The sequence below is a fragment of the Flavimobilis rhizosphaerae genome, assembly GCF_014852685.1.
Lineage (GTDB): Bacteria > Actinomycetota > Actinomycetes > Actinomycetales > Cellulomonadaceae > Flavimobilis > Flavimobilis rhizosphaerae.
In genome coordinates, this window is record NZ_JACZDF010000001.1 from 725771 (window position 1) to 751509 (window position 25739).

Annotated in this window: 18 protein-coding genes; 12 read left to right on the forward strand and 6 right to left on the reverse strand. The window is 71.9% G+C overall.

Annotated elements, in window-relative coordinates; all coding sequences use genetic code 11:
- Positions 1 to 27: 27 nt before the first annotated feature.
- A complete protein-coding gene (locus tag IGS67_RS03095) occupies positions 28 to 2982 on the reverse strand; it encodes a glycoside hydrolase family 3 C-terminal domain-containing protein (RefSeq protein ID WP_328741381.1) in 2955 nt (984 codons plus the stop codon).
- Between the two features lie 302 nt (positions 2983 to 3284).
- Here IGS67_RS03095 and IGS67_RS03100 point away from each other — a divergent pair, with 302 nt between their 5' ends.
- From IGS67_RS03100 to IGS67_RS03110, 3 genes are read left to right on the forward strand one after another with little or no spacing between them, the layout of a single operon-like run.
- Entirely contained in the window at positions 3285 to 4934 is a 1650-nt protein-coding gene (locus IGS67_RS03100; RefSeq protein ID WP_192277676.1) for a type 2 periplasmic-binding domain-containing protein, read from the forward strand.
- Positions 4934 to 5959, forward strand: a complete 1026-nt coding sequence (locus IGS67_RS03105) for an ABC transporter permease (RefSeq protein ID WP_192277678.1) — start codon at positions 4934 to 4936, stop codon at positions 5957 to 5959. Before IGS67_RS03100 ends, IGS67_RS03105 begins: the two co-directional genes overlap by 1 nt.
- Positions 5956 to 6951, forward strand: a complete 996-nt coding sequence (locus IGS67_RS03110; protein WP_192277680.1) for a carbohydrate ABC transporter permease — start codon at positions 5956 to 5958, stop codon at positions 6949 to 6951. Before IGS67_RS03105 ends, IGS67_RS03110 begins: the two co-directional genes overlap by 4 nt.
- Positions 6952 to 7046: 95 nt before the next feature.
- On the opposite strand, the gene IGS67_RS03115 is transcribed toward IGS67_RS03110, so the two are convergent.
- Together IGS67_RS03115 and IGS67_RS03120 are read right to left on the reverse strand one after the other, a co-directional pair.
- Positions 7047 to 8051 (reverse strand): LacI family DNA-binding transcriptional regulator, encoded by a 1005-nt coding sequence (locus IGS67_RS03115; protein ID WP_192277682.1) that lies wholly within the window; start codon positions 8049 to 8051, stop codon positions 7047 to 7049.
- Positions 8032 to 10491: a glycosyl hydrolase family 95 catalytic domain-containing protein gene (locus tag IGS67_RS03120; RefSeq protein WP_192277684.1), complete on the reverse strand. Its 2460-nt coding sequence runs from the start codon at positions 10489 to 10491 to the stop codon at positions 8032 to 8034. Before IGS67_RS03120 ends, IGS67_RS03115 begins: the two co-directional genes overlap by 20 nt.
- 142 nt (positions 10492 to 10633) lie before the next feature.
- On the opposite strand from IGS67_RS03120, the gene IGS67_RS03125 reads away from it, so the two are divergent.
- From IGS67_RS03125 to IGS67_RS03135, 3 genes are all read left to right on the forward strand, one after another.
- Positions 10634 to 12676 (forward strand): beta-galactosidase, encoded by a 2043-nt coding sequence (locus IGS67_RS03125; protein WP_192277686.1) that lies wholly within the window; start codon positions 10634 to 10636, stop codon positions 12674 to 12676.
- A complete protein-coding gene (yicI, locus tag IGS67_RS03130) occupies positions 12673 to 14937 on the forward strand; it encodes an alpha-xylosidase (RefSeq protein WP_192277688.1) in 2265 nt (754 codons plus the stop codon). The genes IGS67_RS03125 and yicI overlap by 4 nt, the downstream gene beginning before the upstream one ends.
- Positions 14938 to 15137: 200 nt before the next feature.
- Entirely contained in the window at positions 15138 to 16544 is a 1407-nt protein-coding gene (locus IGS67_RS03135) for a GH1 family beta-glucosidase (RefSeq protein WP_192277690.1), read from the forward strand.
- A gap of 156 nt (positions 16545 to 16700) precedes the next feature.
- Here the strand turns inward: IGS67_RS03135 and IGS67_RS03140 are convergent, their stop codons facing one another.
- Positions 16701 to 17684 carry an acetylxylan esterase gene (locus IGS67_RS03140; RefSeq protein WP_192277692.1) on the reverse strand — a complete coding sequence of 328 codons (984 nt, stop codon included), beginning with the start codon at positions 17682 to 17684 and terminating at the stop codon, positions 16701 to 16703.
- A 568-nt stretch (positions 17685 to 18252) separates the two neighbouring features.
- Between IGS67_RS03140 and nrdH the strand changes: the two genes are divergently transcribed.
- The 6 genes from nrdH to nrdF all read left to right on the forward strand — a co-directional run bounded on the left by nrdH (position 18253) and on the right by nrdF (position 23901).
- Positions 18253 to 18498, forward strand: a complete 246-nt coding sequence (gene nrdH, locus IGS67_RS03145; RefSeq protein WP_192277694.1) for a glutaredoxin-like protein NrdH — start codon at positions 18253 to 18255, stop codon at positions 18496 to 18498.
- A gap of 62 nt (positions 18499 to 18560) precedes the next feature.
- Positions 18561 to 18977, forward strand: coding sequence for a class Ib ribonucleoside-diphosphate reductase assembly flavoprotein NrdI (nrdI, locus tag IGS67_RS03150; RefSeq protein WP_192277696.1), 417 nt, complete (start codon positions 18561 to 18563; stop codon positions 18975 to 18977).
- Positions 18974 to 21106, forward strand: a complete 2133-nt coding sequence (nrdE, locus tag IGS67_RS03155) for a class 1b ribonucleoside-diphosphate reductase subunit alpha (protein WP_192277698.1) — start codon at positions 18974 to 18976, stop codon at positions 21104 to 21106. Before nrdI ends, nrdE begins: the two co-directional genes overlap by 4 nt.
- Before the next feature lie 137 nt (positions 21107 to 21243).
- Entirely contained in the window at positions 21244 to 21687 is a 444-nt protein-coding gene (locus IGS67_RS03160) for a hypothetical protein (RefSeq protein WP_192277700.1), read from the forward strand.
- A 137-nt stretch (positions 21688 to 21824) separates the two neighbouring features.
- Positions 21825 to 22637 carry a DUF3592 domain-containing protein gene (locus IGS67_RS03165; protein ID WP_192277702.1) on the forward strand — a complete coding sequence of 271 codons (813 nt, stop codon included), beginning with the start codon at positions 21825 to 21827 and terminating at the stop codon, positions 22635 to 22637.
- Between the two features lie 283 nt (positions 22638 to 22920).
- Positions 22921 to 23901, forward strand: coding sequence for a class 1b ribonucleoside-diphosphate reductase subunit beta (nrdF, locus tag IGS67_RS03170; protein ID WP_192277704.1), 981 nt, complete (start codon positions 22921 to 22923; stop codon positions 23899 to 23901).
- A gap of 76 nt (positions 23902 to 23977) precedes the next feature.
- Here the strand turns inward: nrdF and IGS67_RS03175 are convergent, their stop codons facing one another.
- Entirely contained in the window at positions 23978 to 24487 is a 510-nt protein-coding gene (locus IGS67_RS03175) for a phosphoribosyltransferase (protein WP_192277705.1), read from the reverse strand.
- Between the two features lie 171 nt (positions 24488 to 24658).
- Positions 24659 to 25669 carry an FKBP-type peptidyl-prolyl cis-trans isomerase gene (locus tag IGS67_RS14285; RefSeq protein WP_192277707.1) on the reverse strand — a complete coding sequence of 337 codons (1011 nt, stop codon included), beginning with the start codon at positions 25667 to 25669 and terminating at the stop codon, positions 24659 to 24661.
- Positions 25670 to 25739 lie beyond the last annotated feature (70 nt).

Genomic DNA, 25739 nt, shown 5'->3' on the forward strand with positions numbered 1-25739 from the left:
GGGTGTGCTGGGGTGCTACGAGTCGGGTCAGGGGTGCAGCGGGGTGAGGTTTGCGAGGCGGACGCCCGACGGGACGCGCGTGAGGACGTCGACCGGGCCGGCCGACAGCACCGCGCGGGCGTCGTCCGAGAGATCCACGGCCGCCGTCGTCCAACCGTAGCGGGGCTCGGGGCGGGTGCCCGCCGGGCACGGCACGTCGCCGAGGTGCACCCACGGCGCGCTCGTCCCGGTGGGTCGCGCCCACAGGCTCGTCGGGCGGGAGGATCCCGGCCCCGCGACCGTGAGGCGGAACCCGGTCGTGCCCGCGAGGTCGAGCCGGTCGTGGCGTAGCTCGCCATCGCGTGCGCCGGGCGCGACCTCGGTCGCCCAGCCCTCGTCACGCGTGCGCTCGGACGTCACCATGCGCGCGTGCTCGCTGAAGGCGTGCGCGAGGACGATAGTGGGTCGCCGCGGCGCGGGCACCTCGCCGCGGACCTCGAGCGTGTCGCGCAGCGGGAGGTCGGCGGCGCTCGGCCCGGCCGCGATCGTGTACCGGCCCGGCTGCAGCCGGAACGCCCCGACGTGGAGGTCCGGGTCGGCACCGTCGGGGCACGCGCTCTCGAGGGCGGTGTCCCACACGGCGAGCCGTGCGGGGTCGACGGTGAGTGTCACGGTGCGCCGCTCACCCGGCGCTAGGGTCACGCGCTGGGCTGCCAGGAGCAGGCGACGTGGTGCAGGGACGGGAAGGTCGGGCGACAGGCCGTAGACCTGGACGAGCTCGTCCGCGTTGCGGGTGCCGTCGTTCGCGACGGTGACGGCGACCGTGACGGGGGTGACGAGACCGTGGTCGCGGGATCCCCACGGCGCCGGAGCCTCGACGCCGAGCGCGCCGGGCACCGTGAGGGCCATGTCGATGTAGCGCACCTGGCCGTACGTCAGGCCGTGACCGAAAGCGAACGCAGGCTCGACGTCGGTCCACCGGTACGTCGCCCGCGCCGTCCGGACGTCGTGCTCGAGGAGGGGGCCTGCCTGCGCGGCGTCGCGCGGCCACTGTTGCGTGAGCCGACCTGACGCGCCGACGTCGCCCGTGAGGACGTCGGCGAGGCCCCGCCCGTGCTCGGAGCCGCCGTGCGCGGACCACACGACTGCGGCTGCGTCGTCGACCGCGGGCCCGAGGACGTAGGGGTACGACGAGACGATCGTCAGCACGGCACCGGGGTGCTCGTCGCGGGCGGCGCGCCAGATCTCGACGGCGTGCTCGGGCAACGAGAGATGCGGGCGGTCCTCGGTCTCGCGACCGGCGAGGTGGGGGTCGTTGCCGACGACGACGAGGACCGCGTCGGCGCCGCGGGCGGCCTCGGCGACCGCCGCGTGGCCCGCGACGACGGTGCGGACGACGAAGCGCTCGGCGTCGTCGGGCGTCGTCGCGTCGGCGACGAGCAGCCCTGAGCCGTGCTGGACGCGGAGCCAGCGCCCCGACGCGACGTGCTGGAGCGCCCAGGTGCCGTCGGGGGCGACGTGCCGGCGGAAGGACTCCTGGACGGTCCAGCCGCCGATCCGCTCGGCGTCGGCGGTGATGATCCAGCCGGCACCGCTGAGGAGGAGCTCGGACGTGCACGAGCGCAGGGAGAGGAGCCCGTCGCCCCAGTCGGTGACGTCGAGGTGCGTCGCGGGGGAGGCGGTGGCGTGGTCGGCGACGAGCGTGCGGTCGTCCTGGACGGCGAGGTACCGTCCGGACGACGTCGCGCGGAGTGCGATGCGGTCGGCGCCGTCGGCGACGACGACGTCGGCGTCGGCGAAGCGTTCCGTGAGGGCGGTTGCGAGCCCGACCGCGGACAGGGGCGTGCCGGAGTACCAGTCGTGGAGCACGCGGTCGGCGAGCGGTCCGACGACGGCGATCCGGCGGGCATCGGCGGGCAGGGGGAGGGGAGCGGTGCCGCCCGCGGCGTCGTTGCGCAGGAGGACGACGCCGCGCGCCGTGACGTCGCGCGCGAGCGCGAGATGGGCGGTCGTGCCGAGCGTGTCGGCGGACTCGTCCCACGTCGTGTCCTCTGAACCCTCGCCCGCGCGCAGCCGCAGCTCGAGGACGCGGGCGGCCGCGCGGTCGACGTCGTCGGGCGTGAGGATCCCGGCGTCGAGCGCGGCGCGCAGGCGTGCGAGCGTGGGGGCTGTGTCGGTGTCGTTGTCGGTGAAGGAGTCGACCCCGGCGCGCAGGCACGCCGCGTGGGACGCGACGTGGTCGGGGTAGAAGCGTTCACCCGTGACGAGGTTGCCCGGCGCGGCGGCGTCGGAGACGACGGTGACGGTGCCGGACGCCCAGGACCGCATCTCGTCGAGGAGGCCGCGCGCGACGTGCGCGGGGCGGCCGTTGACGAGGTTGTATGACGGCATGACGGCGCCGGCGACCCCCTCGGCGAGCGGGCGCCGGTAGGCGGGGAGCTCCCACTCGTGGAGCGCACGCAGGGGCAGGTGCGAGCTCGTCACGGCACGGTCCGTCTCGTTGCCGTAGCCGAGGAGGTGCTTGAGCGTGGGGACGGTGCGCCACGTGGCGCCGTTGCCGCGCAGGCCGCGGCAGTAGGCGGTCGCGACGTCTGCTGTGACGTGGGGGTCCTCGGAGTAGCCCTCTTCGTTGCGGCCCCAGGCGGGGTGGCGCAGGGGGTTGACGACGGGTGCCCACACGTTGAGGCTCACGGTCGGGTCGGCCGCGTGCTTGGCGCGCACCTCGCGTCCCGTCGCCTCCCCGACGCGGCGGACGAGGTCGTCGTCCCACGTGGCGGCGAGTCCGACGGGCTGGGGGAAGACTGTCGCGTCACCGAGCCAGGCGACGCCGTGGAGGGCTTCGGTGCCGGTGTGAAAGGCGTCGAGGCCGAGGGGCCCGAGCGGGGGGACGTGCTGGTGGAGGAGGCTGAGCCGCTGCTCGGGGGTGAGTGTGCGCAGCATCTCGACGGCGCGTCGCTGCGTGGCGTCGGGGTGGGGAGCGGTGCGGTGAGGGGTCTCGGTCACGTCGGGTCCTCGGGACGTCGGGCGCTGGCATGACGGATCGAAGCGTTTCGACTTCATCGTCGTGCCGCGGGAGCGTTCTCATGATGCCACAGGCGCCACGCGCAGCACAGAAGATTGACGCACTTCAGCCCGGTTCAAGCGCTCCAAGCTCGTCGCGACGGACGTGGACACCTCTTGCGCGCGGTGCGGGATGCCCCTACTCTCGCGGTGAAACGCTTCGACAGCGCCGACGGAGGCGTTCGACGCGAACGTGCGGCAACGGTGCCGCCCGAGGCCCCAGTGCAGGGAGAGGTGGAAGGTCGATGAGGACCAGAGCAACAAGAATGTCGCGGTGGAGTGGCGCCGTCGCCGTCGTGGGAGCGCTCTCGCTCGTCGCGGCGTGCAGCGGCGGGTCCGGCAAGTCCCCGGCAGCAGCGCCCTCGACGAAGCCCGCGGACCAGATCGCGAAGGCCACCAACCTTCCGGCCTACGTCCCCGTCCAGTACGTCGAGCCCGACTTCCCCGGTGTCGCGGGCTCGACCGCCGGCTTCTCGAAGGTTCCCGAGACCTTCGTCACTGCGTTCCCCGAGCCGCCCGGCAAGGGCGGGTCCTACACCGCGATGACACCCCTGTGGGGCACGATCCCGCCGACAAAGGGCAACAAGTACTTCGAGGCAGTCAACGCCGCGATGGGCATCGACCTCACCTTCCAGATCTCCGACGGCAACACCTACGGCGACAAGCTCGCCGCGGTCCTCGCCTCGCCCAAGGACGTCGCTGACTGGGTAACGATCCCCGGCTGGAACATCCCGCCCCGCTTCGGCCAGGCCGTCGGCACGATCTTCACCGACCTCACGCCCTACCTCGCGGGCGACAAGGTCAAGGCATACCCCAACCTCGCGAACATCCCCACCGACGCCTGGCGGGCGTGCATGTGGAACGGCAAGCTCTACGGCCTGCCCTTCCCCGGCGAGCTCATCAACGACGCGACGTTCTACCGCGCGGACCTCCTCCCAGAAGGCACGGAGCTCCCCACCGATGCCGACTCCTACCTCACGTTCCTCGACTCGCTCACCGACAAGGACGCCAACCGGTGGGCCGCGAACGACCTGTGGATCACAGCGACCCAGCTCTTCGGTGTCGCCCCCAAGTGGAAGCTCGAGGGCGACAAGCTCGTCCACCGCGTCGAGACCCAGGAGTACCGCGACGCCCTCGAGTGGATCGCCAAGGTCTACGCCCAGGGCTCGATCCACCCCGACGCGGTCGCCTCGACCGGCGACGGCAAGGAGCGCTTCGAGAGCGGACAGGTCCTCGTGACCTCCGACGGCCTCGGCGGCTGGCACGAGGCGCTCGGCCGCCAGCTGCCCGTCAACCCCGACTACGACCAGCAGCCCATGCCCGTCATCGCAGCCGACGGCGGCACCCCGACGCTCTTCAAGGCCGGCGCCGCCGGCATGTGCTCCTACCTCAAGCAGACCGACAAGCCGGGCGCGATCGAGGAGCTGCTCTCGGCCGCCGACGTCCTCGCCTCGCCGTACGGCACCGAGGAGTTCCAGCTCATCAACCACGGGGTCGAGGGCGTCCACTACACGCTCGACGAGAACCGCCTCCCCGTCCCGACGGACGAGGCCGCCAAGGAGATGCAGCCGACCTACATCTTCCTCGTCGACCCGCCGATCGTGAACGCAAAGGTCCAGTACCCCGGCTACGTCGAGGACTACACCTCGTGGATGGCCGAGGCCGCACCAGCGGTCCAGGAGCCCCTCTTCTACGGCATGCAGATCACCGAACCGGCGCAGTACGCCTCGATCGGCAAGCCGATCGAGGACCTCGAGAAGGACATCGCACGCGGGCGCAAGACTCTCGCCGACCTCGACGCCGCGATCGAGACGTGGCGGAAGTCCGGCGGTGACGAGCTGCGCGCGTTCTATCAGGAGATCCTCGAGCTCCAGAAGGTAGAGGCAGGCAAGTAATGCGTTCGAACGCCGTGGCGGCCCCCACGGGCGCCCCGGCCGCGCACGAGACCCCCGGCCCGGCACAGACGCCGGGCCGGGGGACCCGTCCGGGGGGCCGCGCCGCACCACGCAAGGTCCCGCTGCGGCTCAGGCTGCGCCGGGACAGGTCGCTCCTGCTCATGTGCTTGCCGGGCGTGCTTCTCCTCGGGCTCTTCGCGTACGTCCCCATGCTCGGCAACGTCATCGCCTGGCAGGACTACTCACCGTATGTCCCGTTCCGGGACTCGCCCTGGGTCGGCTGGGACAACTTCGTCCGGGTGCTCGGCAACCCGCTGTTCCTCGACGCCGTCCGCAACACGCTCGCGATCACGGCCTTCCAGCTCGTCTTCTACTTCCCCGTGCCGATCGCGCTCGCGCTCCTGCTCAACTCCGTCGTCACCCCCTGGGTGCGCACGACGATCCAGTCGATCGTCTACCTGCCCCACTTCTTCTCGTGGGTGCTCGTCGTGACGATCTTCCAGCAGCTCCTCGGCGGAGCCGGCCTCGTCAACCGGGTCCTCGCCGAGCGCGGGCTCGAGGGCTTCGACCTCATGACGAACCCCGACACGTTCCTCGTGCTCATCACCGCACAGTCGGTGTGGAAGGACGCGGGCTGGGGCATCATCATCTTCCTCGCGGCGCTCTCGACCGTCGACCCGGCGCTCCACGAGGCCGCCGTCATGGACGGCGCCGGAGCGCGGCGACGCCTGTGGCACATCACCCTGCCCGCCCTGCGGCCGACGATCATCCTCCTGCTCATCCTCCGCCTCGGCGACTCGCTCACCGTGGGGTTCGAGCAGCTCATCCTCCAGCGCGCCGCGGTCGGCGCGGAGGTGTCCGAGGTCATCGACACCTACGTCTACTACCAGGGCGTCGTCTACGGTGACTGGTCCTTCGCCGCCGCCGCAGGTCTCGTCAAGGGGCTCGTCTCGCTCGCGCTCGTCCTCGGCGCGAACAAGCTCGCCCACGTCTTCGGAGAGTCCGGGGTGTACAAGCGCTCATGAGCATCGACAACGACACCGGCCAGGCCATGTCACGACCCGACGCCGTCCCGTTCCCGGCCCCGCCGCGCGCGGGCCGGGCACCGCGCCGGCGGCGGCGCTCCCGCCACCGCCCGGTGTGGGAGGGCGTGCCGGGACCCTTCACGCAGGCCGGCAAGGGCATCGCGCTCGCGGCGATCGTCCTGGCCGTCCTCTTCCCGCTCTACACCGTCGTCCTCACGTCGATCTCGACGCAGGCCGACGTCAACCGCTCGGGCGGCATGGTCGTCGTACCCGGGCAGATCTCGTTCGCGGCGTACGAGCAGATCCTCTCGGGCGGCATCGTCACGCGCGCCGCGATCGTCTCTGTCGGCGTGACGACGGTCGGCACCCTGCTGTCGACGATCGTCTCGATCCTCGCCGCCTACGGGCTCTCGCGCCCCGGCTCGGTGCTCCACCGGCCGATCCTCTTCACGTTCCTCATCACGATGTTCTTCGGTGCGGGCATGATCCCGACCTACCTGCTCGTCTCGGGGCTCGGCCTCATCGACAGCTACTGGTCGCTCATCCTCCCGGGGGCGGTGAGCGCGTTCAACGTCCTCATCCTGCGGAACTTCTTCATGGGGGTCGACCAGGCGATCCTCGACGCCGCGCGCATCGACGGCGCGGGGGACTGGCGCGTGCTCGGGCAGATCGTCGTGCCCATGTCCGGCGCCGCGATCGCGGTCGTCGCCCTGTTCTACGGCGTCGGCTACTTCAACGCGTTCTTCAACGCGATGCTCTACATCAACGACAACACGAAGTGGCCGCTCCAGCTCGTGCTGCGCTCCTATGTGCTTCAGGGCGTCGCGCTGCCGGGCGGCGGCGGCACGGCGGACGTCGTCACGGGCGCGGTCTCGGGCCTGCCCGTGAAGATGGCGATCATGGTCCTCGCGATCCTGCCGATCCTCGCCGTGTACCCGTTCGTGCAGCGGCACTTCACCAAGGGCGTGATCTTCGGCGCCATCAAGGGCTGACGGGCGAGTCCCGTCGTCCCGCGCGGTGGTTCCCCCGACCGCCGCACGGGCCACGACGGCCCCGGACCGCGAGGTCCGGGGCCGTCGCGCGTCGCTCAGCCGAGGGGGCGCGTCGAGCCGCGGTCCGTCAGCGTGGGCGTGAGCAGGCGGGTCTCGGCCGGCTCGTCCCCGTCGACCCGTGCGAGCACCATGTCGACCGCGACGTGTGCGACGCGCTCGGCGGGGATGTCGAGGCCCGTCACCGGCACGGCCTGCCGTGCGGCGACCTCGGGCGGGCTCACCGTGACGACCGAGACGGCCTCGGGGACGGGCCGCCCGCTCGCGACGAGATGCGTGACGACGTGGCCGAGCGCCGCCTCGTTGTGGACGACGACGCCCGTGATGCGGGGGTCTGCGGCGAAGAGCGCCTCGACGGCCGCGACGGACTGCTCCGGCGAGCCGTCGCAGTCTTGCGCGACGAGGGACGCCCCGGCGGCCTGCGCGGCGTCCGCGACGCCGCGGTCGAAGCGCACCGCGAACGACGTGCCGCGCTCGCGGACGGCGCCGGGGTGCCCGACGTAGCCCAGCCGACGGTGGCCGAGGTCGGTGAGGTGTCGGACCGCGGCGCGGCCGGCGGCCTCGAAGTCGAGGTCGACGCACGAGAGCGTGCCTGGTTCCTCGGGCAGGCCGATGAGGACGGTGGGCTGGCGCAGCCGTGCGAGGGCTTCGAGTCGCTCGTCGTGGGTCTCGACGTCCATGACGACGATCGCGTCGACCATCGAGCCGGCGCCGACGCGCTCGGCGCCGCGGACGTCGTCCTGCGTGAGCAGGAGGACGTCGTGGTCGTAGTGCCGCGCGCGCAGCACGACGCCCGCGACGAACTGCATGATGACGCCGACGTCGACGCCTGCCCGCAGCGGTGCCATGAGGGCGATGACGTTCGTGCGGGCGGAGGCGAGGGCGCGCGCACCGGCGTGCGGGCGGTAGCCGAGGCGGTCGACCGCCGCCTCGACGCGGGCGCGGGTCGGGGCGGAGATCGTGCGCTTGCCTGAGAGGACGTAGGACACGGTCGAGACGGAGACGCCCGCCTCGCGGGCGACGTCAGCGATCGTCACGGACATCGGGGGCCTCCAGCTCCGGGTCGGCGACCGAGAGGTCGGCGTCGAGTGCCACGGTAGCGCCTGCGGGCACGGGCACCGTGCGGCACGCCCCGTGGTGGCGGACGTGCAGCACGGTGTCGCGGGGGCCGCCGCGGAGCGTCGCGCGCACCAGCCGCCCGGCCTCCCAGACCATGTCGACGACGACGCCGCCCGGGACGGCGACCCCGTGGACCTCGCCGTCCGGCCACTGCGACGGGAGTGCGCCGAGGAGGTCGAGCCGTCCGGGGACCGTGCCGACGAGCATCTCGAGGACGCCTGCCGTGAGCGCGAGGTTGCCGTCGACCTGGAACGGCGGGTGTGCGCTGAGGAGGCTGGGGTAGAGGCCGCCGCGGTGGGCGCCCGCGTCGTCACGGGCGGGGCGGACGGCGCGCGCGACGTTGGCGGCCGCGGCGTCCGCGCGGCCGAGCCGCGCCTCGAGCGCGGTCCGCCACGCGAGGGCCCATCCGGTCGACTCACCGCCGCGGTCCTCGAGCGTCCGGGCGGCAGCGGCCGCGAGGTCGGGGCGTGCGACGGTGTCGAGCGTCGCAAAGGGGAAGAGCCCGACGAGGTGCGTCGTGTGGCGGTGGTGCGGGTCGACGGCGGTGACGTCGGTGCCCCACTCGGCGAGCGTGCCGTCGGGGGCGACTCGCTCGGCGGGCAGGCGTGCTGTCCGTCGTGCCAGCTCGCCGAGCCACGCGGGCGCGGGGTGCAGGACGTCGGCGCACGCGTCCGTGAGGACGCGCAGGAGGATGCCGTCGGACGTGGGGACGGGACCGAGCGCGGCGGGGAGCCCGTCGGGCGCGACGTACGTGTTCTCGGGCGAGGTCGCGGGCCATGGCAGGGGGCGACCGTCCGGTCCGGGTGCGAGGCGGTCGAGGGCGTACGTGGCGGCGCCCTCGAGCAGCCGGGCGAGGCGGTCGCGCGGGACGGTGCCGGGTGCGAAGGCGTCGAGGCGCCACAGCTCGCAGACGAGCCACACGCCGCCGAGGTCCCACTGGGCCCACGACGGGTCGCCGTGCCCCGCACCGACGGGGGCTGCGTGGCCCCACGCGTCGGAGTTGTGGTGGGCGACCCAGCCGCGGGCGCCGTAGAGGGTCCGGGCGGCCTCGGCCCCGGGGCCTGCGGCGATGCGCTCGAGGAGGTCGAGCACCGGCTCGAGCGACTCGTCGAGGCGGCCGGGACCCGCGGGCCACAGGGCGGCCTGGAGGTTGACGTTGAGCGTGTAGGCGCTCGACCACGGCCCGGGCAGCTCGGCGTTCCACATCCCCTGGAGGTTGGGCGGCAAGCCGCCGGGGCGGCACGACGCCGCGAGCAGATATCTGCCGAGGTGGACGGCGAGGGTGACGAGCGTCGGGCTCGCTCCCTCCCGCAGCAGCGCGTCGGTCGGCACGGGCTCGGGCGGGGGGCTCCCGAGGCGGAGGGTCGTGCGGTCGTACGTCCCGCCGTGCGCGACGGTGTGCGCGGCGTGGAGGCGCGCCGCGAGCCGGGCGGCGTCCGTGCCGGCGGCCGTGCGTGCGTGCGCGAGGGCACGGGCGACGGGGTCGGGCTCGGTGCCGGGGGGCAGCGGGCGCGGCGGCCGGGAGGTCGCGGTCGCGACGACGAGCGTGTGGTGCGTCGCGGGCTCGAGGTCGAGGACGTCACCGTCGGCGCGCGCGAGCGAGCCTGGGGCGCGGACGACGAGGGCGCTCGTGCGCCCGTCCGGGGCGTGGCGGACGGGTTGTGCGGCGGTCTCGTGGCCGGGGGCGACGTCGACGGGGAGGTCGCGGACGTCGACGAGCGTCGGGGCGTCGTCGGGTCGTTCGCCACGGGGCGGCAGGGGGCGGGCGGCGTCGTCGTGCGCTCGCAGGAGCGAGGAGGCTCGCACGCGGAGGCTGACGGGACGGTCGGCGGCGAGGGCGTGGACGAGGAGTCCCGTCGGGAGGTCGACCCAGGTCGCGTGCGCGACGTGTGTGCCGTCGGCCGCAGTCCAGCGGTGCGTGACTGTCGCGGTGCGGAGGTCGAGCTCGCGGCCGCCGTCGGCCGGTTCCGGGAGCTGGTTGCCGGTGGCGTCGAGCACGTCGACCGTGAGGGTCCCGAGGGGGAGGTAGGCCTGGGCCCAGGACGTCTGGAGGTCACGCGCACGGTGTTCGGCTGTGCGGACGTCTCCTGCTGCGAGGGCGGCGCGGACGTCGGCGAGGTGGCGCGGGTCGCGTGCGCGCGCCGTGGCGAGCGGGTCGGGGTGGGGGCCGGACCAGGCGGTGACGTCGACCACGTCGAGCCGTTCGCCGCCGGGGGTGCCCCAGCAGGACGCGCCGCGGTGCCCGTTGCCCACGGGGAGCGCCTCGACCCAGCGCCGGGCGGCGGTGCGCAGCGCGACGACGTGGTGGGCGGCGGGTAGTCCACGGTCCGGTGCATGGGGGATGGGTGAGGGGGTGGGGACCACGTCGTCTCCTGTCGAATCGCCTCGAACAGAGCGGTCGGAGCATCGCCCTGGACACCCGTAGTGTCAAGCACTACCGTAGGCGAAGCGCTTCGACACCGGCAACGAGCGCTGCCGGAAGTCCGACCTACCGAGGAGACCGCCGATGACGACGGGCACGCGCCCCCGCGCCACCTGGGCGCGCTCGCTGCGCTACGGCGGCGACTACAACCCCGAGCAGTGGCCCCGCGACGTGTGGGCCCAGGACGTCCAGCTCATGCAGGAAGCGGGCGTCAACCTCGTCACCGTCGGCGTCTTCTCGTGGTCGACGTACGAGCCCCGGCCCGGCGCGCGCGAGCTCGACTGGCTCGAGGACGTCTGCGACCTCCTCGGCGACGCGGGCATCGGAGTCGACCTCGCGACCCCGACCGCCTCGCCCCCGCCGTGGCTCGGGGTCCTCCACCCCGAGACGCTCCCCGTCGACGCCGACGGCGTCCGCCTGTCGCCCGGCTCCCGCAACCAGTTCAGCCCGGCCTCGCGCGTCTACCGCGCCCACGCCCTCGCCATCACGCAGGACGTCGTCGCGCGCATGGCAAGGCACGAGGCCGTCGAGATGTGGCACGTCGGCAACGAGTTCGGCCAGGTGTGCCACGGCGAGGAGTCGGCGGCCGCCTTCCGTGCCTGGCTCGCCGCGCGCTACAACGACATCGGCACTCTCAACGACGCCTGGGGCACCGCGGTCTGGTCCCAGGGCTACGCGTCCTTCGACGAGATCGCTCCGCCGCGCCGCGCGCCCTACCACCTCAACCCCGCCCAGGAGCTCGACTGGCGGCGCTACGCCTCCGACCAGCTCCGCAGCCTCTTCCGCGAGCAGAAGGCCCTCATCCAGAAGCACGACACGATGCGGCCCGTGACGACGAACTTCATGGGGTTCTTCCCCGGCATCGACCCGTGGAGCTGGGCCGACGACGTCGACCTCGTCGCCGACGACGCCTACCCGGACCCCGCCGACCCGCAGGCCGCCGCCGACGCCGCACTCACGGGCGACCTCGTGCGCGGGCTCGGTCGCGGCGCGCCGTGGCTCCTCATGGAGTCGGCGACGAGCGCCGTCTCGTGGCGCGAGCACAACCTCCCGAAGACACCGGCACGCTCACGCCGCGACGCGCTCCAGGCCGTCGCGCACGGTGCCGACGGCGTCCTCTTCTTCCAGTGGCGCGCCGCGCGCACGGGCGCCGAACGCTTCCACTCCGCGATGCTCCCGCACGCGGGTGCGGACACACGGCTCCACGCGGGTGTCCGACGCCTCGGCGCCGACCTCGCCCGGCTCGACGCAGTCGTCGGGGAGCGCGTCCCCGCACACGTCGCGCTCGTCGTCGACTGGCCCTCCCGCTGGGCCGCGTCGACCGTCGCCCGCCCCACCGCGCGGCTCGACGAGCACGAGCGGCTGCGCGCCTGGCACGCGGCGCTGTGGCGCCGCTCGTACGCGACCGACGTCGTCGCACAGGACGGCGGGCTCGACGGCTACGACCTCGTCCTCGTCCCTCAGCTCCACCTCCTCACACAGGCCGGGGCGGACGCGCTGCGGCGCGCGCTCGCGCGCGGCGCGACCGTCGTCGTCGGGCCCTTCACGGGCGTGGTCGACCCGACCACGGCCGTGCACGGCGGCCCGAGCCCCGCCCTCCTGCGCGACCTGCTCGGCGGTGGCGCCGAGGAATGGGTCCCGCTGCCGGACGGCGGAGTCGCGCTCACGCCTGGTCCGGCATGGCCGGGCGGTCCCGCGCCGCGCGCCCACACGTTCGGGGAGCTCGTGAGCGTCGACGGCGCCGAGGTGCTCGCGACCGTCACCGAGGGCCACCTCGCCGGCGCGCCGGCGCTCCTGCGGCGGCCCGTGGGACCGGGCACGCTCTGGTACCACGCGGTCGTCCTCGACGACGACGCGCTCGCCGCGACCCTCCTGGCCGCGGCGGACGCCGCCGGTGTGGAACCCGTCGTCGCGGACGTGCCCGACGGCGTCGAGGCCGTGCGCCGCGGCCCCGTGACCTTCCTCCTCAACCACGCCGACAGCCCTCGTGCCCACGCCCTCGCGGCGCCCGCGCACGACCTGCTGTCGGGCCACGACCTCGACGGCGAGATCCTCCTCGCCCCCGACGACGTCCTTGCGCTCGTCGAGCACCCGCACCCCTCCGAGCGAACGGACCACACCTCATGAAGTTCACCGACGGCTACTGGCAGGCACGCGCGGGCATGCACCCGCAGTTCGCCGCCCACGCGTACGACGTCTGGCCCGGCGAGGGCACGCTCACCGCGTACGCGCCGACGAAGCGCATCGAGACGCGCGGCGACGTCCTCAACCGCACGATGCTCACGGTCGAGTACTCCGCGCCGATCCGGGACGTCGTCACGGTGAAGGTCACCCAGCACGCCGGTGCGCTCGACCGTGGGCCGCACTTCGAGACCGCGCGGGAGGACGGCCACGTCCCGGACGTCGTCGTCGGCGACGACGTCGCGACCCTCACGTCCGGGGACCTCTCCGTCCGGGTGCACCGCGGCGACCACTGGCAGGTCGACTTCGTCGCGGGCGGGCGCGTCCTCACGAGCTCGCTGCCGAAGTCGCTCGCCGTCGTCACGGACGACGACGGTCGCACCTACCTCCACGAGCAGCTGACGCTCGGGGTCAACGAGCACGTCTACGGCCTCGGCGAGCGCTTCGGGCCCGTCGTGAAGAACGGGCAGACGGTCGACGTGTGGCAGGCGGACGGCGGCACGTCGTCCGAGCAGGCGTACAAGAACGTGCCCTTCTACCTCACGGACAAGGGCTACGGCGTGTTCGTCGACCAGCCCGAGCTCGTCTCGTTCGAGGTCGCCTCGGAGGTCGTCTCCCGCACGCAGTTCTCGGTCGAGGCCCAGTCGCTCACGTACCACGTCATCCACGGCGCGACGCCCAAGGCGATCCTCGAGCGCTACACCGCGCTCACGGGCCGGCCCGCGCGCGTGCCCGACTGGTCGTTCGGCCTGTGGCTGTCGACGTCGTTCACGACGGAGTACGACGAGGCGACGGTCACGGGCTTCATCGACGGCATGGCCGAGCGTGACCTGCCGCTGTCGGTGTTCCACTTCGACTGCTACTGGATGCGCGAGTTCAACTGGTGCGACTTCGAGTGGGACCCGCGGACCTTCCCGGACCCCGAGGGCATGCTCGCTCGCCTCAAGGCGCGCGGGCTGCGCGTGTGCGTGTGGATCAACCCGTACATCGCGCAGCGTTCGCCCCTCTTCCGGGAGGCCGCGGACGCGGGCTACCTCGTGAGGCGTCCCGACGGCTCCGTGTGGCAGTGGGACATGTGGGTCGCGGGCATGGGGCTCGTCGACTTCACGAACCCTGAGGCGGCGGCGTGGTACACGGGCAAGCTCGAGCGGCTCATGGACATGGGGGTCGACGCGTTCAAGACGGACTTCGGTGAGCGGATCCCCACGGACGTCGTCTGGCACGACGGTTCCGACCCGGCGCGCATGCACAACTACTACGTGCAGGCGTACAACCGGGCGGTGTTCGAGATGCTCGAGCGGCGCTCGGGCGTGGGTGAGGCGGTGCTCTTCGCGAGGTCGGCGACGGCGGGCGGCCAGCAGTTCCCCGTGCACTGGGGCGGCGACTGCTTCTCGACGTTCTCGGCGATGGCGGAGTCGTTGCGGGGCGGGCTCTCGCTCGCGTTCTCGGGCTTCGGCTACTGGAGCCACGACATCGGTGGGTTCGAGGGGACGGCCGAGCCCGCGGTGTTCAAGCGGTGGCTCGCGTTCGGGCTGCTCTCGTCGCACTCGCGCCTCCACGGGTCGACGTCGGTGCGCGTCCCGTGGGCGTTCGACGACGAGGCGGTCGACGTCACGCGGCTCTTCACGCGGCTCAAGCTCTCGCTCATGCCGTACCTCGGACGGGTCGCGGGGGAGGCGCACGCGGCCGGGACGCCGATGGCGCGTCCGATGCTGCTGGAGTTCCCCGAGGACCCGGCGGTCGCGACGCTCGAGACGCAGTACATGCTCGGTGACGCGCTCCTCGTCGCCCCGGTCTTCTCGCACGAGGGCGAGGTCTCGTACTACGTGCCCGCCGGCACGTGGACGCACCTCCTCGACGGGCGGACGCTCGAGGGTGGCCGGTGGGTGACGGAGTCCTACGGCTTCGACTCGCTCCCGCTGCTCGTGCGGCCGGGCACCGTGCTGCCCGTCGGGGCGCGCGACGACTCGCCCGAGTACGACTGGGCGGACGGCGTGACGCTGCGGCTCTTCGAGATCCCCGACGGCTTCGACGAGGTCGTCGTCGTGCCGTCGTCGCAGGCGACGGGTGGCGAGGCGACCGAGTTCCGGGTCGTTCGTGAGGGCGCCGAGATCCGAGCGACGTCGTCGAGCGTGAGCCCGTGGCGGCTCGAGCTCGGCGGGCGTCTCGTGGAGGCGGCGTCGGGCACGGCGGCCCTCGCTCTCTGAACCCGGCGGCGGCTGCGGCCGTCGCCCTGGCCGCCGTTCCCCCGCGGCGGCCGACCCGGCTGGTCCGGCGCTGCCGGACCAGCCGGTGCTTCGCCTTGGTCGAAACGTTCCGATACCCTGGGGTGGGGCTTGAGCCCACGACCACCGTCTGACACCGTGGGCCCGGGACCCGTCCGCATCTCGAAGAGGAGACCACGCTCGTGACCGACCCCCGCACCTTCCCCGCCGACTTCCTCTGGGGCACCGCGACCGCCTCGTACCAGATCGAGGGCGCCGCGACCGAGGGAGGACGCTCCCCGTCCATCTGGGACACGTTCTCCCACACGCCCGGCAAGGTCCTCGGCGGCGACACCGGCGACGTGGCCGTCGACCACTACCACCGCTGGGAGGAGGACGTCCAGCACCTCGCCGATCTCGGTGTCGGTGCCTACCGCCTCTCGATCGCGTGGCCCCGCGTCCAGCCCGACGGCCGCGGCGAGCTCAACCGCGAGGGCGTCGAGTTCTACTCGAAGCTCGTCGACGCGCTCCTCGCACGCGGCATCAAGCCCGTCGTCACCCTCTACCACTGGGACCTCCCGCAGGTCCTCGAGGACGCCGGCGGCTGGCGCAACCGCGAGACCGCCGAGCTCTTCGGCGAGTACGCGCGCCACATGGCGCGCGAGCTCGGCGACCGCGTGGCCATGTGGACGACGCTCAACGAACCGTGGTGCGCCGCGTTCCTCGGCTACGGCAACGGCCAGCACGCACCCGGGATCACCGACGACCTCGCGGCGCTCGAAGCCTCCCACCACCTCAACCTCGCGCACGGCCTCGCCGTGCGCGCGATCCGTGACGAGCTCGGCGAGGACGCGCCCGTCTCCGTGACCCTCAACCTTCACGTCGTGCGGCCCGCCGACCCCGAGAACCCGGGGGACGTCGAGTCCGCGCGCCGCATCGACGCGGTCGGCAACCGCATCTACACGGGCCCCATGCTCGAGGGCGCCTACCCGGACGACCTCCTCGCCGACACTTCCTCGATCACGGACTGGTCCTTCGTCCGCGACGGCGACCTCGAGACGATCCACCAGCCGCTCACGTCGCTCGGCGTCAACTACTACGACGTGACGATCGTCGCAGCGCCCACGGGCGAGCCCGTCGGCGACCACCCCACGCCGTGGGCCGGCTGCCGGGACGTCGTGTGGGCCGACCGCCCGGGCGAGAAGACCGCGATGGGCTGGGGTATCGACGAGACGGGTCTCACCGAGCTCCTCACGAACCTCTCGGCGCGCTACCCCGGGCTCCCGCTCATGGTCACCGAGAACGGTGCCGCGTTCGACGACGAGGTCTCGGCCGACGGCGCGGTCCACGACCCGCGGCGCATCGACTACTACGCGCGGCACGTCGAGGCCGTCGGCAAGGCGCTCGACGCGGGTGCCGACGTCCGCGGCTACTTCGCGTGGTCGCTGCTCGACAACTTCGAGTGGTCGTTCGGTTACGAGCGTCGCTTCGGGATCATCCGCGTCGACTACGACACGCTCGAGCGCACGTGGAAGGACTCCGCGCACTGGTTCCGCGAGCTCGTGACGACGGGCACGCCGCCAGCGCTCCCGTACACCCCCGCACGCTAACCCCCCGACCCCCGCCCCCCGCCCCCCGCCCCCGCCCCCCGCCCCCGCCCCCCGCCCCTCACAGGAATCCGCGCAGATGGTCAGTCCCACTGGCCATCTGCGCGGAATCCTGTGTCCGCGGGGGCGGGGCGGGGGCGGGGCGGGGGTGGGGGTGGGTCAGGCCGGGACCCGCTCCGCGAGCCACGCGAGCTGGCGCGGCGCCATATGACCTCCGCCGCCCTCGTGGCCGTTCCACGGCCACACGACGATCTCCTTGTCCGTGCCGGCGTACGCGTTGAACGCTGCGTAGATCGTCGACGGCGGACACACCATGTCCCGCAGCGCTGCCGACGTGAGGAGGGGCGCGGTTGCCCGACGCGCGTGCGTGACGCCGTCGAAGTAGGCGAGCGTGCGGAACGCCTGCTCCTCGTGGCCACGGTTGACACTGAGGTACTGGACGATCTCTTGGTACGGGAACGCGTCGGTGAGGTCGACCGCGCGGCGGAAGTGGCAGAGGAACGGGACGTCGGCCATGACCCCGGCGAGCCCCTCGGCGAGGCCCGCGGCGGCGAGCGCGAGGCCGCCGCCCTGCGAGCCGCCGGTGACCACGATCCGGGTCCCGTCGACCTCGGGCATCGCGCGGGCGGCGTCGACCGCGAGCACCGCGTCCGTCTGGAGGCGACGCAGGTAGTGCTCGTGAGGGTCGAGGATGCCGCGGGTCATCTGCCCGGGCGACGCCGGGCCGTGGCCGACGGGGTCGGGGGTGTCGCCGCCGTTGCCCCAGGAGGAGCCCTGGCCGCGGGAGTCCATGAAGAGGTGCGCGTAGCCCGCGTTCGCCCAGAAGAGGTGCTCGGTCGGCAGGCCTCGGCCGCCCCCGTAGCCGTTGTACTGGACGACGGTCGGCAGGGGGCCCTCGGCACCCGCCGGGAGCGTGAGCCACGCCCGGACGGGGTGGCCGCCGAACCCGGAGAACGTCACGTCGTAGGAGTCGACCGCGCGCAGGCCGGTCGGCACGCGCGTGCGTTCGGGCACGGTGGCGAGGTCGCGCGCACCCGCGAGTGTCGTGGCCCAGAACTCGTCGTGGTCGGGGGCCTCGCCGACCTCGTCGGGTCCCGGTGCGTAGGCCTGCAGCTGGTCGGTGGGCAGGTCGAAGAGAGCCATCGCGTCCTCGTCGTCGGTTCGTCCGGGCGCCGTCGTCGGCGCGCGCGCACGTCCAGGGTAGGGGAGGTGTGGGAGCGCTGACGCGGACGGGGCGGGCGTGTCGTGCGGGGTGGCGCTCGGCGTGTCGCTCCTCGGCGTGTCGGGGCCGGGCGGGTGAGATCCGGGAGGCAGGCCCGCGGTGTCCACCGCCTGTGGACGACGCGCGTGCACCGGGTGGGGACGGGTGTCCGGCGCGGACCGGGGAGGCCGGCCGGCGGCCACCGGACGGCCCTCCGCCGCGATTGTCCGAGGCTCGTGGCAGGGTGGCGGTAGGAGCGCGACGGAGGGTGCGGAGCGCGGCCCGCGCCGCCGTCCACAGGCTTCCCACACGTCTGTCCACCGTCCGGCGGACATGGGATGACACCGATGTAAGTCACAACACCTAGGGGTTGTGGCCACGGCCGACCACTAGGTGTAGTGTTGCCGACGTCGGTGCGAGCCCGGGTCTCCGGAGCCCGCCCGGAGAATCACACGAACGTCGTTCAGCCGCCGCCCGCGGCCGGACAGTCCGAACGAGGGGATCCGACTGATGAGCATCACGGTCTACAGCAAGCCGGCCTGCGTGCAGTGCGACGCCACCTACCGCGCGCTCGACAAGCGCGGCATCGACTACACGGTCGTCGACATCAGCCAGGACCTCGAGGCCCTCGAGATGGTCCGCTCGCTCGGCTACATGCAGGCTCCCGTCGTCGTCGCCGGCGACACCCACTGGTCCGGCTTCCGCCCCGACCAGATCTCGGCCCTCGCGACGCAGGCCGCCACCGCCGTCGCCTGACGGCGCGACCGCCCGGTGCACCTTGCGAGGTGCGCCGGGCATCCCCGTACCCGGAGGTGCCCGTGGCCGCACTGGTCTACTTCTCGAGCGTCTCAGGGAACACCCACCGCTTCGTCGAGAAGCTCGGGCTCCCCGCTCGGCGGATCCCGCTGCTGCGGACCGACGAACCACTACGCGTCACCGAGCCGTACGTGCTCGTCGCCCCCACCTACGGCGGCGGCAACGGACGCGGAGCAGTTCCCAAGCAGGTGATCCGTTTCCTCAACGACGAGACCAACCGATCACTCATCCGCGGCGTCATCGCCGCAGGCAACACCAACTTCGGTGAGGCGTACTGCCTCGCCGGGAAGATCATCTCCGCCAAGTGCGAGGTGCCGTACCTGTACGGCTTCGAGCTCCTGGGGACGAGCGAGGACGTCACCCGCGTCCGCGAAGGATTGAGGCAGTTTTGGCAACGACAGTCACGGAGAACGGCATGACGGCCCTCGAGCAGGAGTCCGAGATGGACTACCACGCGCTCAACGCGATGCTCAACCTCTACGGCCCGAACGGAGAGATCCAGTTCGAGAAGGACCGTGAGGCCGCGCGGGCGTTCTTCCTCCAGCACGTCAACCAGAACACGGTGTTCTTCCACTCGCTGCGTGAGCGTCTCGACTACCTCGTCGAGCACCACTACTACGAGAAGAGCGTGCTCGACCAGTACTCGTTCGAGTTCATCACGCAGCTCAACGACCTCGCGTACTCGAAGAAGTACCGCTTCGACACGTTCCTCGGCGCGTTCAAGTACTACACGTCGTACACGCTCAAGACGTTCGACGGGAAGCGCTACCTCGAGCGCTTCGAGGACCGCGTCGTCATGACCGCCCTCGCGCTCGGCGCAGGCGACGAGGCCCTCGCGACGAACATCGTCGAGGAGGTCCTCGCGGGCCGCTTCCAGCCCGCGACCCCCACGTTCCTCAACGCCGGCAAGGCGCAGCGCGGCGAGCTCGTCTCGTGCTTCCTCCTGCGCATCGAGGACAACATGGAGTCGATCTCGCGCGGCATCAACTCCTCGCTCCAGCTCTCGAAGCGGGGCGGTGGCGTCGCGCTCCTCCTGTCGAACATCCGCGAGTCGGGCGCGCCCATCAAGAAGATCGAGAACCAGTCGAGCGGCATCATCCCCGTGATGAAGCTCCTCGAGGACTCGTTCTCGTACGCCAACCAGCTCGGCGCGCGTCAGGGCGCGGGCGCGGTCTACATCTCCGCGCACCACCCGGACATCATGCGGTTCCTCGACACCAAGCGCGAGAACGCCGACGAGAAGATCCGCATCAAGACGCTCTCGCTCGGCGTCGTCATCCCCGACATCACGTTCGAGCTCGCACGCAAGAACGAGCCGATGTACCTCTTCTCGCCCTACGACGTCGAGCGCGTCTACGGCGTGCCGTTCGGCGACATCTCCGTGACGGAGAAGTACCAGGAGATGGTCGAGGACTCCCGGATCCGCAAGACGAAGATCAACGCGCGCGAGTTCTTCCAGACGATCGCCGAGATCCAGTTCGAGTCGGGCTACCCGTACATCGTCTTCGAGGACACGGTCAACAAGGCGAACCCCATCAAGGGTCGCATCAACATGTCGAACCTCTGCTCGGAGATCCTCCAGGTCAACACGCCGACGACGTACAACGAGGACCTCTCGTACGATGAGATCGGCAAGGACATCTCCTGCAACCTCGGCTCGCTCAACATCGCGCGCGCCATGGACTCCCCGGACCTCGGCCTCTCGGTCGAGACCGCGATCCGCGCGCTCACGGCGGTCTCGAACCAGTCGCACATCTCGTCGGTCCGCTCGATCGAGGTCGGCAACGACTCCTCGCACGCGATCGGCCTGGGCCAGATGAACCTCCACGGCTACCTCGCCCGTGAGCGCATCTTCTACGGTTCGGAGGAGGGCATCGACTTCACGAACATCTACTTCATGACGGTGCTCTTCCACGCGCTGCGCGCCTCGAACCGCATCGCCATCGAGCGGGGCGAGACGTTCGGCGGGTTCAAGGACTCGGCGTACGCGTCGGGCACCTTCTTCGACAAGTACACCGAGCAGGAGTGGAAGCCCGCAACGGCCCGCGTCGCCGAACTCTTCGCGGCCGCGGGGCAGCACATCCCGACGCAGGACGACTGGCGCGAGCTCAAGGCATCGGTCATGGAGCACGGCATCTACAACCAGAACCTCCAGGCGGTGCCGCCGACCGGCTCGATCTCGTACATCAACCACGCGACGAGCTCGATCCACCCGATCGCGTCGAAGATCGAGATCCGCAAGGAGGGCAAGATCGGGCGCGTCTACTACCCGGCGCCCTACATGACGAACGACAATCTCGAGTACTACCAGGACGCGTACGAGATCGGCTACGAGAAGATCATCGACACGTACGCCGCCGCGACGCAGCACGTCGACCAGGGCCTGTCGCTCACACTGTTCTTCAAGGACACCGCGACGACGCGCGACCTCAACAAGGCCCAGATCTACGCGTGGCGCAAGGGCATCAAGACGATCTACTACATCCGTCTGCGCCAGCTCGCGCTCGAGGGCACCGAGGTCGAGGGCTGCGTCTCCTGCATGCTCTGACCCGCTGACAGCACGTCGACGGCCCCGTCCCGCCACCCGGCGGTGCGGGGCCGTCGGCGTCGCGACCAGGGAGCACCTGCGCCGTGCACGCTCGTCGGAGGTGGGGGAGGATGAGCAGCAAAGCGACAGGGGGATGCATGAGCAATAGCCGCACGCACATCACGGTGGCGCGGGGGCCCGTCGCGTACGTCGTCCTCGGCGTCATCGTGCTCGGGATGGCTGCGTTCTGGGGCTTCGTCGCGCCGTTCGTCCTCTCGGCGGTCTCTGCGGCGGGACCGGGGCCGGGCGGGCTCGACGCGCGCACGCTCGGGCTCCTCGTCCGCGGGGTCACCGTGCTGCTCGTCGTCGGCGGCCTCGCGAGCGTCGTCCGGGGGATCGTCGGCGTCGTCCGACGCGAGAGCCCCGGGGCATCGAGCGCGAACTTCTACGTCGACGTCGGAGTCGAGCCCTGGCTGCTCGACGGGATCCTCGGGCAAGACGAGCACGGCACGCCCGACGGCGGCACCTCCGACGACGGGAGCCCCGACGACCGCGAGGAGCCGAGGTCGCAGGGCCCTGATGTCGCTCCTCCGCTCTTCTGACCACGGTCGGCGCCGCCCGGCGGGTGCGCTCGCACCTGTGACCGGGCACCCCTAGACTCTGCGCGACAGCCACGGCCGCGCCTCCGGGCGTGTACCGCGGCACGGAGCCGGTGCGCGACGCAGGGGGTCGACGGACGATGACAGATGAAATCTACGGCGGCGCGCCCGCGTGGGGCCCCGGACCGGGCTCCGGTGCGCCGGACCCGTCCCGTGCTGCACCGGCCGGTGCAGCGCGGCCGGGCACGGGCCGCACGGTCGGTGGTATCGCCGCGCTCGTCATCGGCATCTTCCTGCTGTTCTTCGCGGTCGTGTGGCTTTCCATCACGGTCGGGTTCGGTCTCCTCTCTGGGGCCGGGAACGCGCTGTTCGACGACAGCCTCGTCGAGGCCGACGGGCGTGTCGTCGACCTCGTCCGGTCGACGTCGAGCGACGGCGGCGCCTCGTGCCAGCCCGTCATCGCCTACCCGGGGCGCGAGGGAGAGGTCCTCACGTTCACCGGGCTCGTGAGCGAGTCGCCCTGCCGACGCGTCGGCGACGTCGTCCGCATCCACGTCGACCCCGAGAACCCGACGCGCGTCTATCTCGACCCGTTCGACGGGCCCACGGGCCTGCTGCTGCCGATTTTCGCCGTCATCGGCGGGGTCCTGTTCGTCGGGGGCATCGGACTCGTCGTCGGGGGTGCCGTCGCCCTTCGGCGTGGGCGTCGTGCAGCGCGTGCGGGCGACGTGCCCCGCGGGGCGTGGCCGCCGCCCACGGCGGCACCGTCCTCCGTGCCACCGCCGCCCGGGTACGCCGAGCACGCGGGCCCGGGCAACGTCATGGATGCCGGTGCGTACGCCGTCGCGGACGAGGCCCCCGCCCGCCCCGAAGCTGCCCTTCGTGAAGCGGCCAGTCCGGACGCTGCCCGCCCCGACGGGTCGGGGCCGCACGTCGCACCGCCCCTCTTCTGACCCCCGCTCCCGCCTGTTCGAGGGTCTCCGCCCGTCCGAGGGGCGAGACCCGTCGACCGTCCGGGAGAGGTGTCGCGGGCATCACCCGACCGGAGCGTGGGTCCGGCTTCACCCCGCTCGCGTGCGCGGCTAGGCTGGGCCAGCGGCGCACGAGCACCCGCCCGAACCTCGTCCCGGCGCCACGCCGGTCGGGTCCGTGGCGGCTCGTCGGCCGCAGGTCGCTGCGCCCGGGGCACCCCGTGGGCCCGCAGCGGCGCACGACGACCCTGGAGCGAGGAGCGGCATGACCCCCAGCCCGAAGATCAAGCTGATCGACCGTGTGACGGCGATCAACTGGAACCGCATCGAGGACGACAAGGACCTCGAGGTCTGGGACCGTCTCACCGGCAACTTCTGGCTGCCGGAGAAGGTCCCGCTGTCGAACGACATCCAGTCGTGGGCCAACTTCAACGACGAGGAGAAGACGCTGACGACGCGCGTCTTCACCGGCCTCACGCTGCTCGACACGATCCAGGGCACGGTCGGCGCCGTCTCGCTCATCCCGGACGCGCTCACGCCGCACGAGGAAGCCGTCTACACGAACATCGCGTTCATGGAGTCGGTCCACGCGAAGAGCTATTCGTCGATCTTCTCGACGCTCATCTCGACGCCGGAGATCGACGAGGCGTTCCGCTGGTCGGAGGAGAACGAGGCCCTGCAGCGCAAGGCGCAGATCATCCTCGACTACTACCGCGGCGACGACCCGCTCAAGCGCAAGGTCGCCTCGACGATGCTCGAGTCGTTCCTCTTCTACTCGGGCTTCTACCTGCCCATGCACTGGTCGTCGCGGGCCCGCCTGACGAACACAGCGGACCTCATCCGCCTCATCATCCGCGACGAGGCCGTCCACGGGTACTACATCGGCTACAAGTACCAGAAGGGCCTCGAGCGCGCCTCGCAGGAGGTCCGTGACGAGATGAAGGCCTACACGTTCGAGCTGCTCTTCGAGCTCTACGAGAACGAGGTCCAGTACACGCAGGACCTCTACGACGGCGTCGGTCTCACCGAGGACGTCAAGAAGTTCCTGCGCTACAACGCGAACAAGGCGCTCATGAACCTCGGCTACGAGGGTCTCTTCCCCAAGGATGAGACGAACGTCAACCCGGCGATCCTCTCGGCGCTGTCGCCGAACGCCGACGAGAACCACGACTTCTTCAGCGGTTCGGGTTCGTCGTACGTCATCGGCAAGGCCGTCAACACCGAGGACGAGGACTGGGACTTCTGACGTTCCGGCTCCCAGCACGACGGAGGGCCGGTCACCGCGCACGCGGTGACCGGCCCTCCGTCGTCGGCCGCGGTTGTCAGTCGCCCGGCGTTGTCGTCCCGATCGCGGGCTGCGCCGACCACGGGAACGTGATCCACAGGTCCGTGTCCTTCCACGAGTAGTCGGGTCGCACGATCGAGCGCGGCTTCGTGAAGAGCACGGCCGAGCGCGCCTCGGCACCCTTGGCGGCGAGCATTTCCATGACGAGCGCGAGCGTGCGGCCCGAGTCGGCGACGTCGTCGACGACGAGGACGTGCGCGCCGGGCAGGTCCGAGGTGTCCATGAGGGGCGGCAGGACGCGCGGGTCGTCGAGCGTCTGCCCGATGTCTGTGTAGAACTCGACGTTGAGCGTCCCGACGCCCTTCGTGCCGAGCGCGTACGCGACGGCGCCGCCGGGCACGAGGCCGCCGCGGGCGATCGCGACGACGACGTCGGGCCGGAAGCCCGAGTCGTAGACCTGCTGGGCCAGCTCACGGGCGGCGACGCCGAAGGTCTCCCACGTGAGGACCTCACGCTCGGGTGACAGGACGGGGTTCTCGGTGCTCATCGCCTCACGATACGTGCGCCGCGGCAGGGGATCGGGGTCGGACGGCCCGGATCGGGCGGACGTCGCGCGTGAGCCTCCTCACGCATCACGCCTCGGACCGCTGACGACTGAGGGGCGCGCACCGGCAGGTGCGCGCCCCTCAGGACGTGAGACGGACGGAGCCTCCCGGTGTTACTCCGCGGCGACGACCGAGTCGATCGTCACGACGAAGACGAGGGTCTCGGTCGCGAGCTCGGAGGAGGGCGACGCACCGTAGCCGAGGGCCGGCGGAATGATGAGCATGACCGTGGTCCCGACCTTGAGGCCCTCGAGCCCGTGCGTCCAGCCCTGGATCACACCGGTGAGGGGGAACTCCGACGGCTCGTCGCCGCGCGTCCACGACGAGTCGAACTCCTCGCCGTCCGAGCCGTTAACTCCGAGGTAGAAGGCCTTGATCGTGTCGGTCTGCTTGACGACGTCGCCGTCGCCCTCTTCGAGGACGACGCGGGTGACGCCCGGAGCCGTCGTCGCGAGCCCGCCCTCGGGCAGCGTCACGGTCGGCTTCTTGCCCTGGGGGGCGTCGACGGTCGGCAGGCCGGCGTCGCTGACCTTCGCGTCCGTGACGAACTTGTCCTGGGTGAGGACGTCGACGAGCTCGAAGACCTGGACTGCGGGCGTGCCGTCGTTGGCGAACGTCACGGCGAAGCGCGTGCCGACGGTGAGGCCCGCGAGGGCCCCCTGGTCAAGCTCGCCCTTCGCGACGCTCATGTAGCCGGGTGCCGTGGCCACGTAGAGCTCGGTGCCGTCCGCGATCGTCACGGCGCGCGAGAGGTACGTCGCCACGGAGCCCTCCTCGAGGACCGGACCGTCGCCGGTGCACAGGGTCGCGACCTCGCCCTCGTCGGGAACCTCGTACGACGCGTCGACGGTGATCGTCGGGGTCGTGCCGAGGTCGCCGCCGAGCGTTGCGGCGGACACGAGCTTCGACTCGCTTCCCTCGACTGGGGTGCAGGTCGTCGCGTTGGTCGCGAACGTCGCGGGGACACCGGGGGTCGCAGTGTTGCCGGAGGGCGTCGCCGACGCGCCGGGAGTCTCGTAACCCGACGAGCTCGAGGTGTTGCCACCGTCGTCGGAGCAGCCGGCGAGGGCGAGGACGGCAACGGCGACGAGCGCGGTGCCGCGCCGCAGGAAGGTGCTGGACACTGGGGAGATCCTCACGTCGTGGGGGCGCAGCGCGCCGCGGGTCCGGACCACCCTACGGCCACTTCCTGTG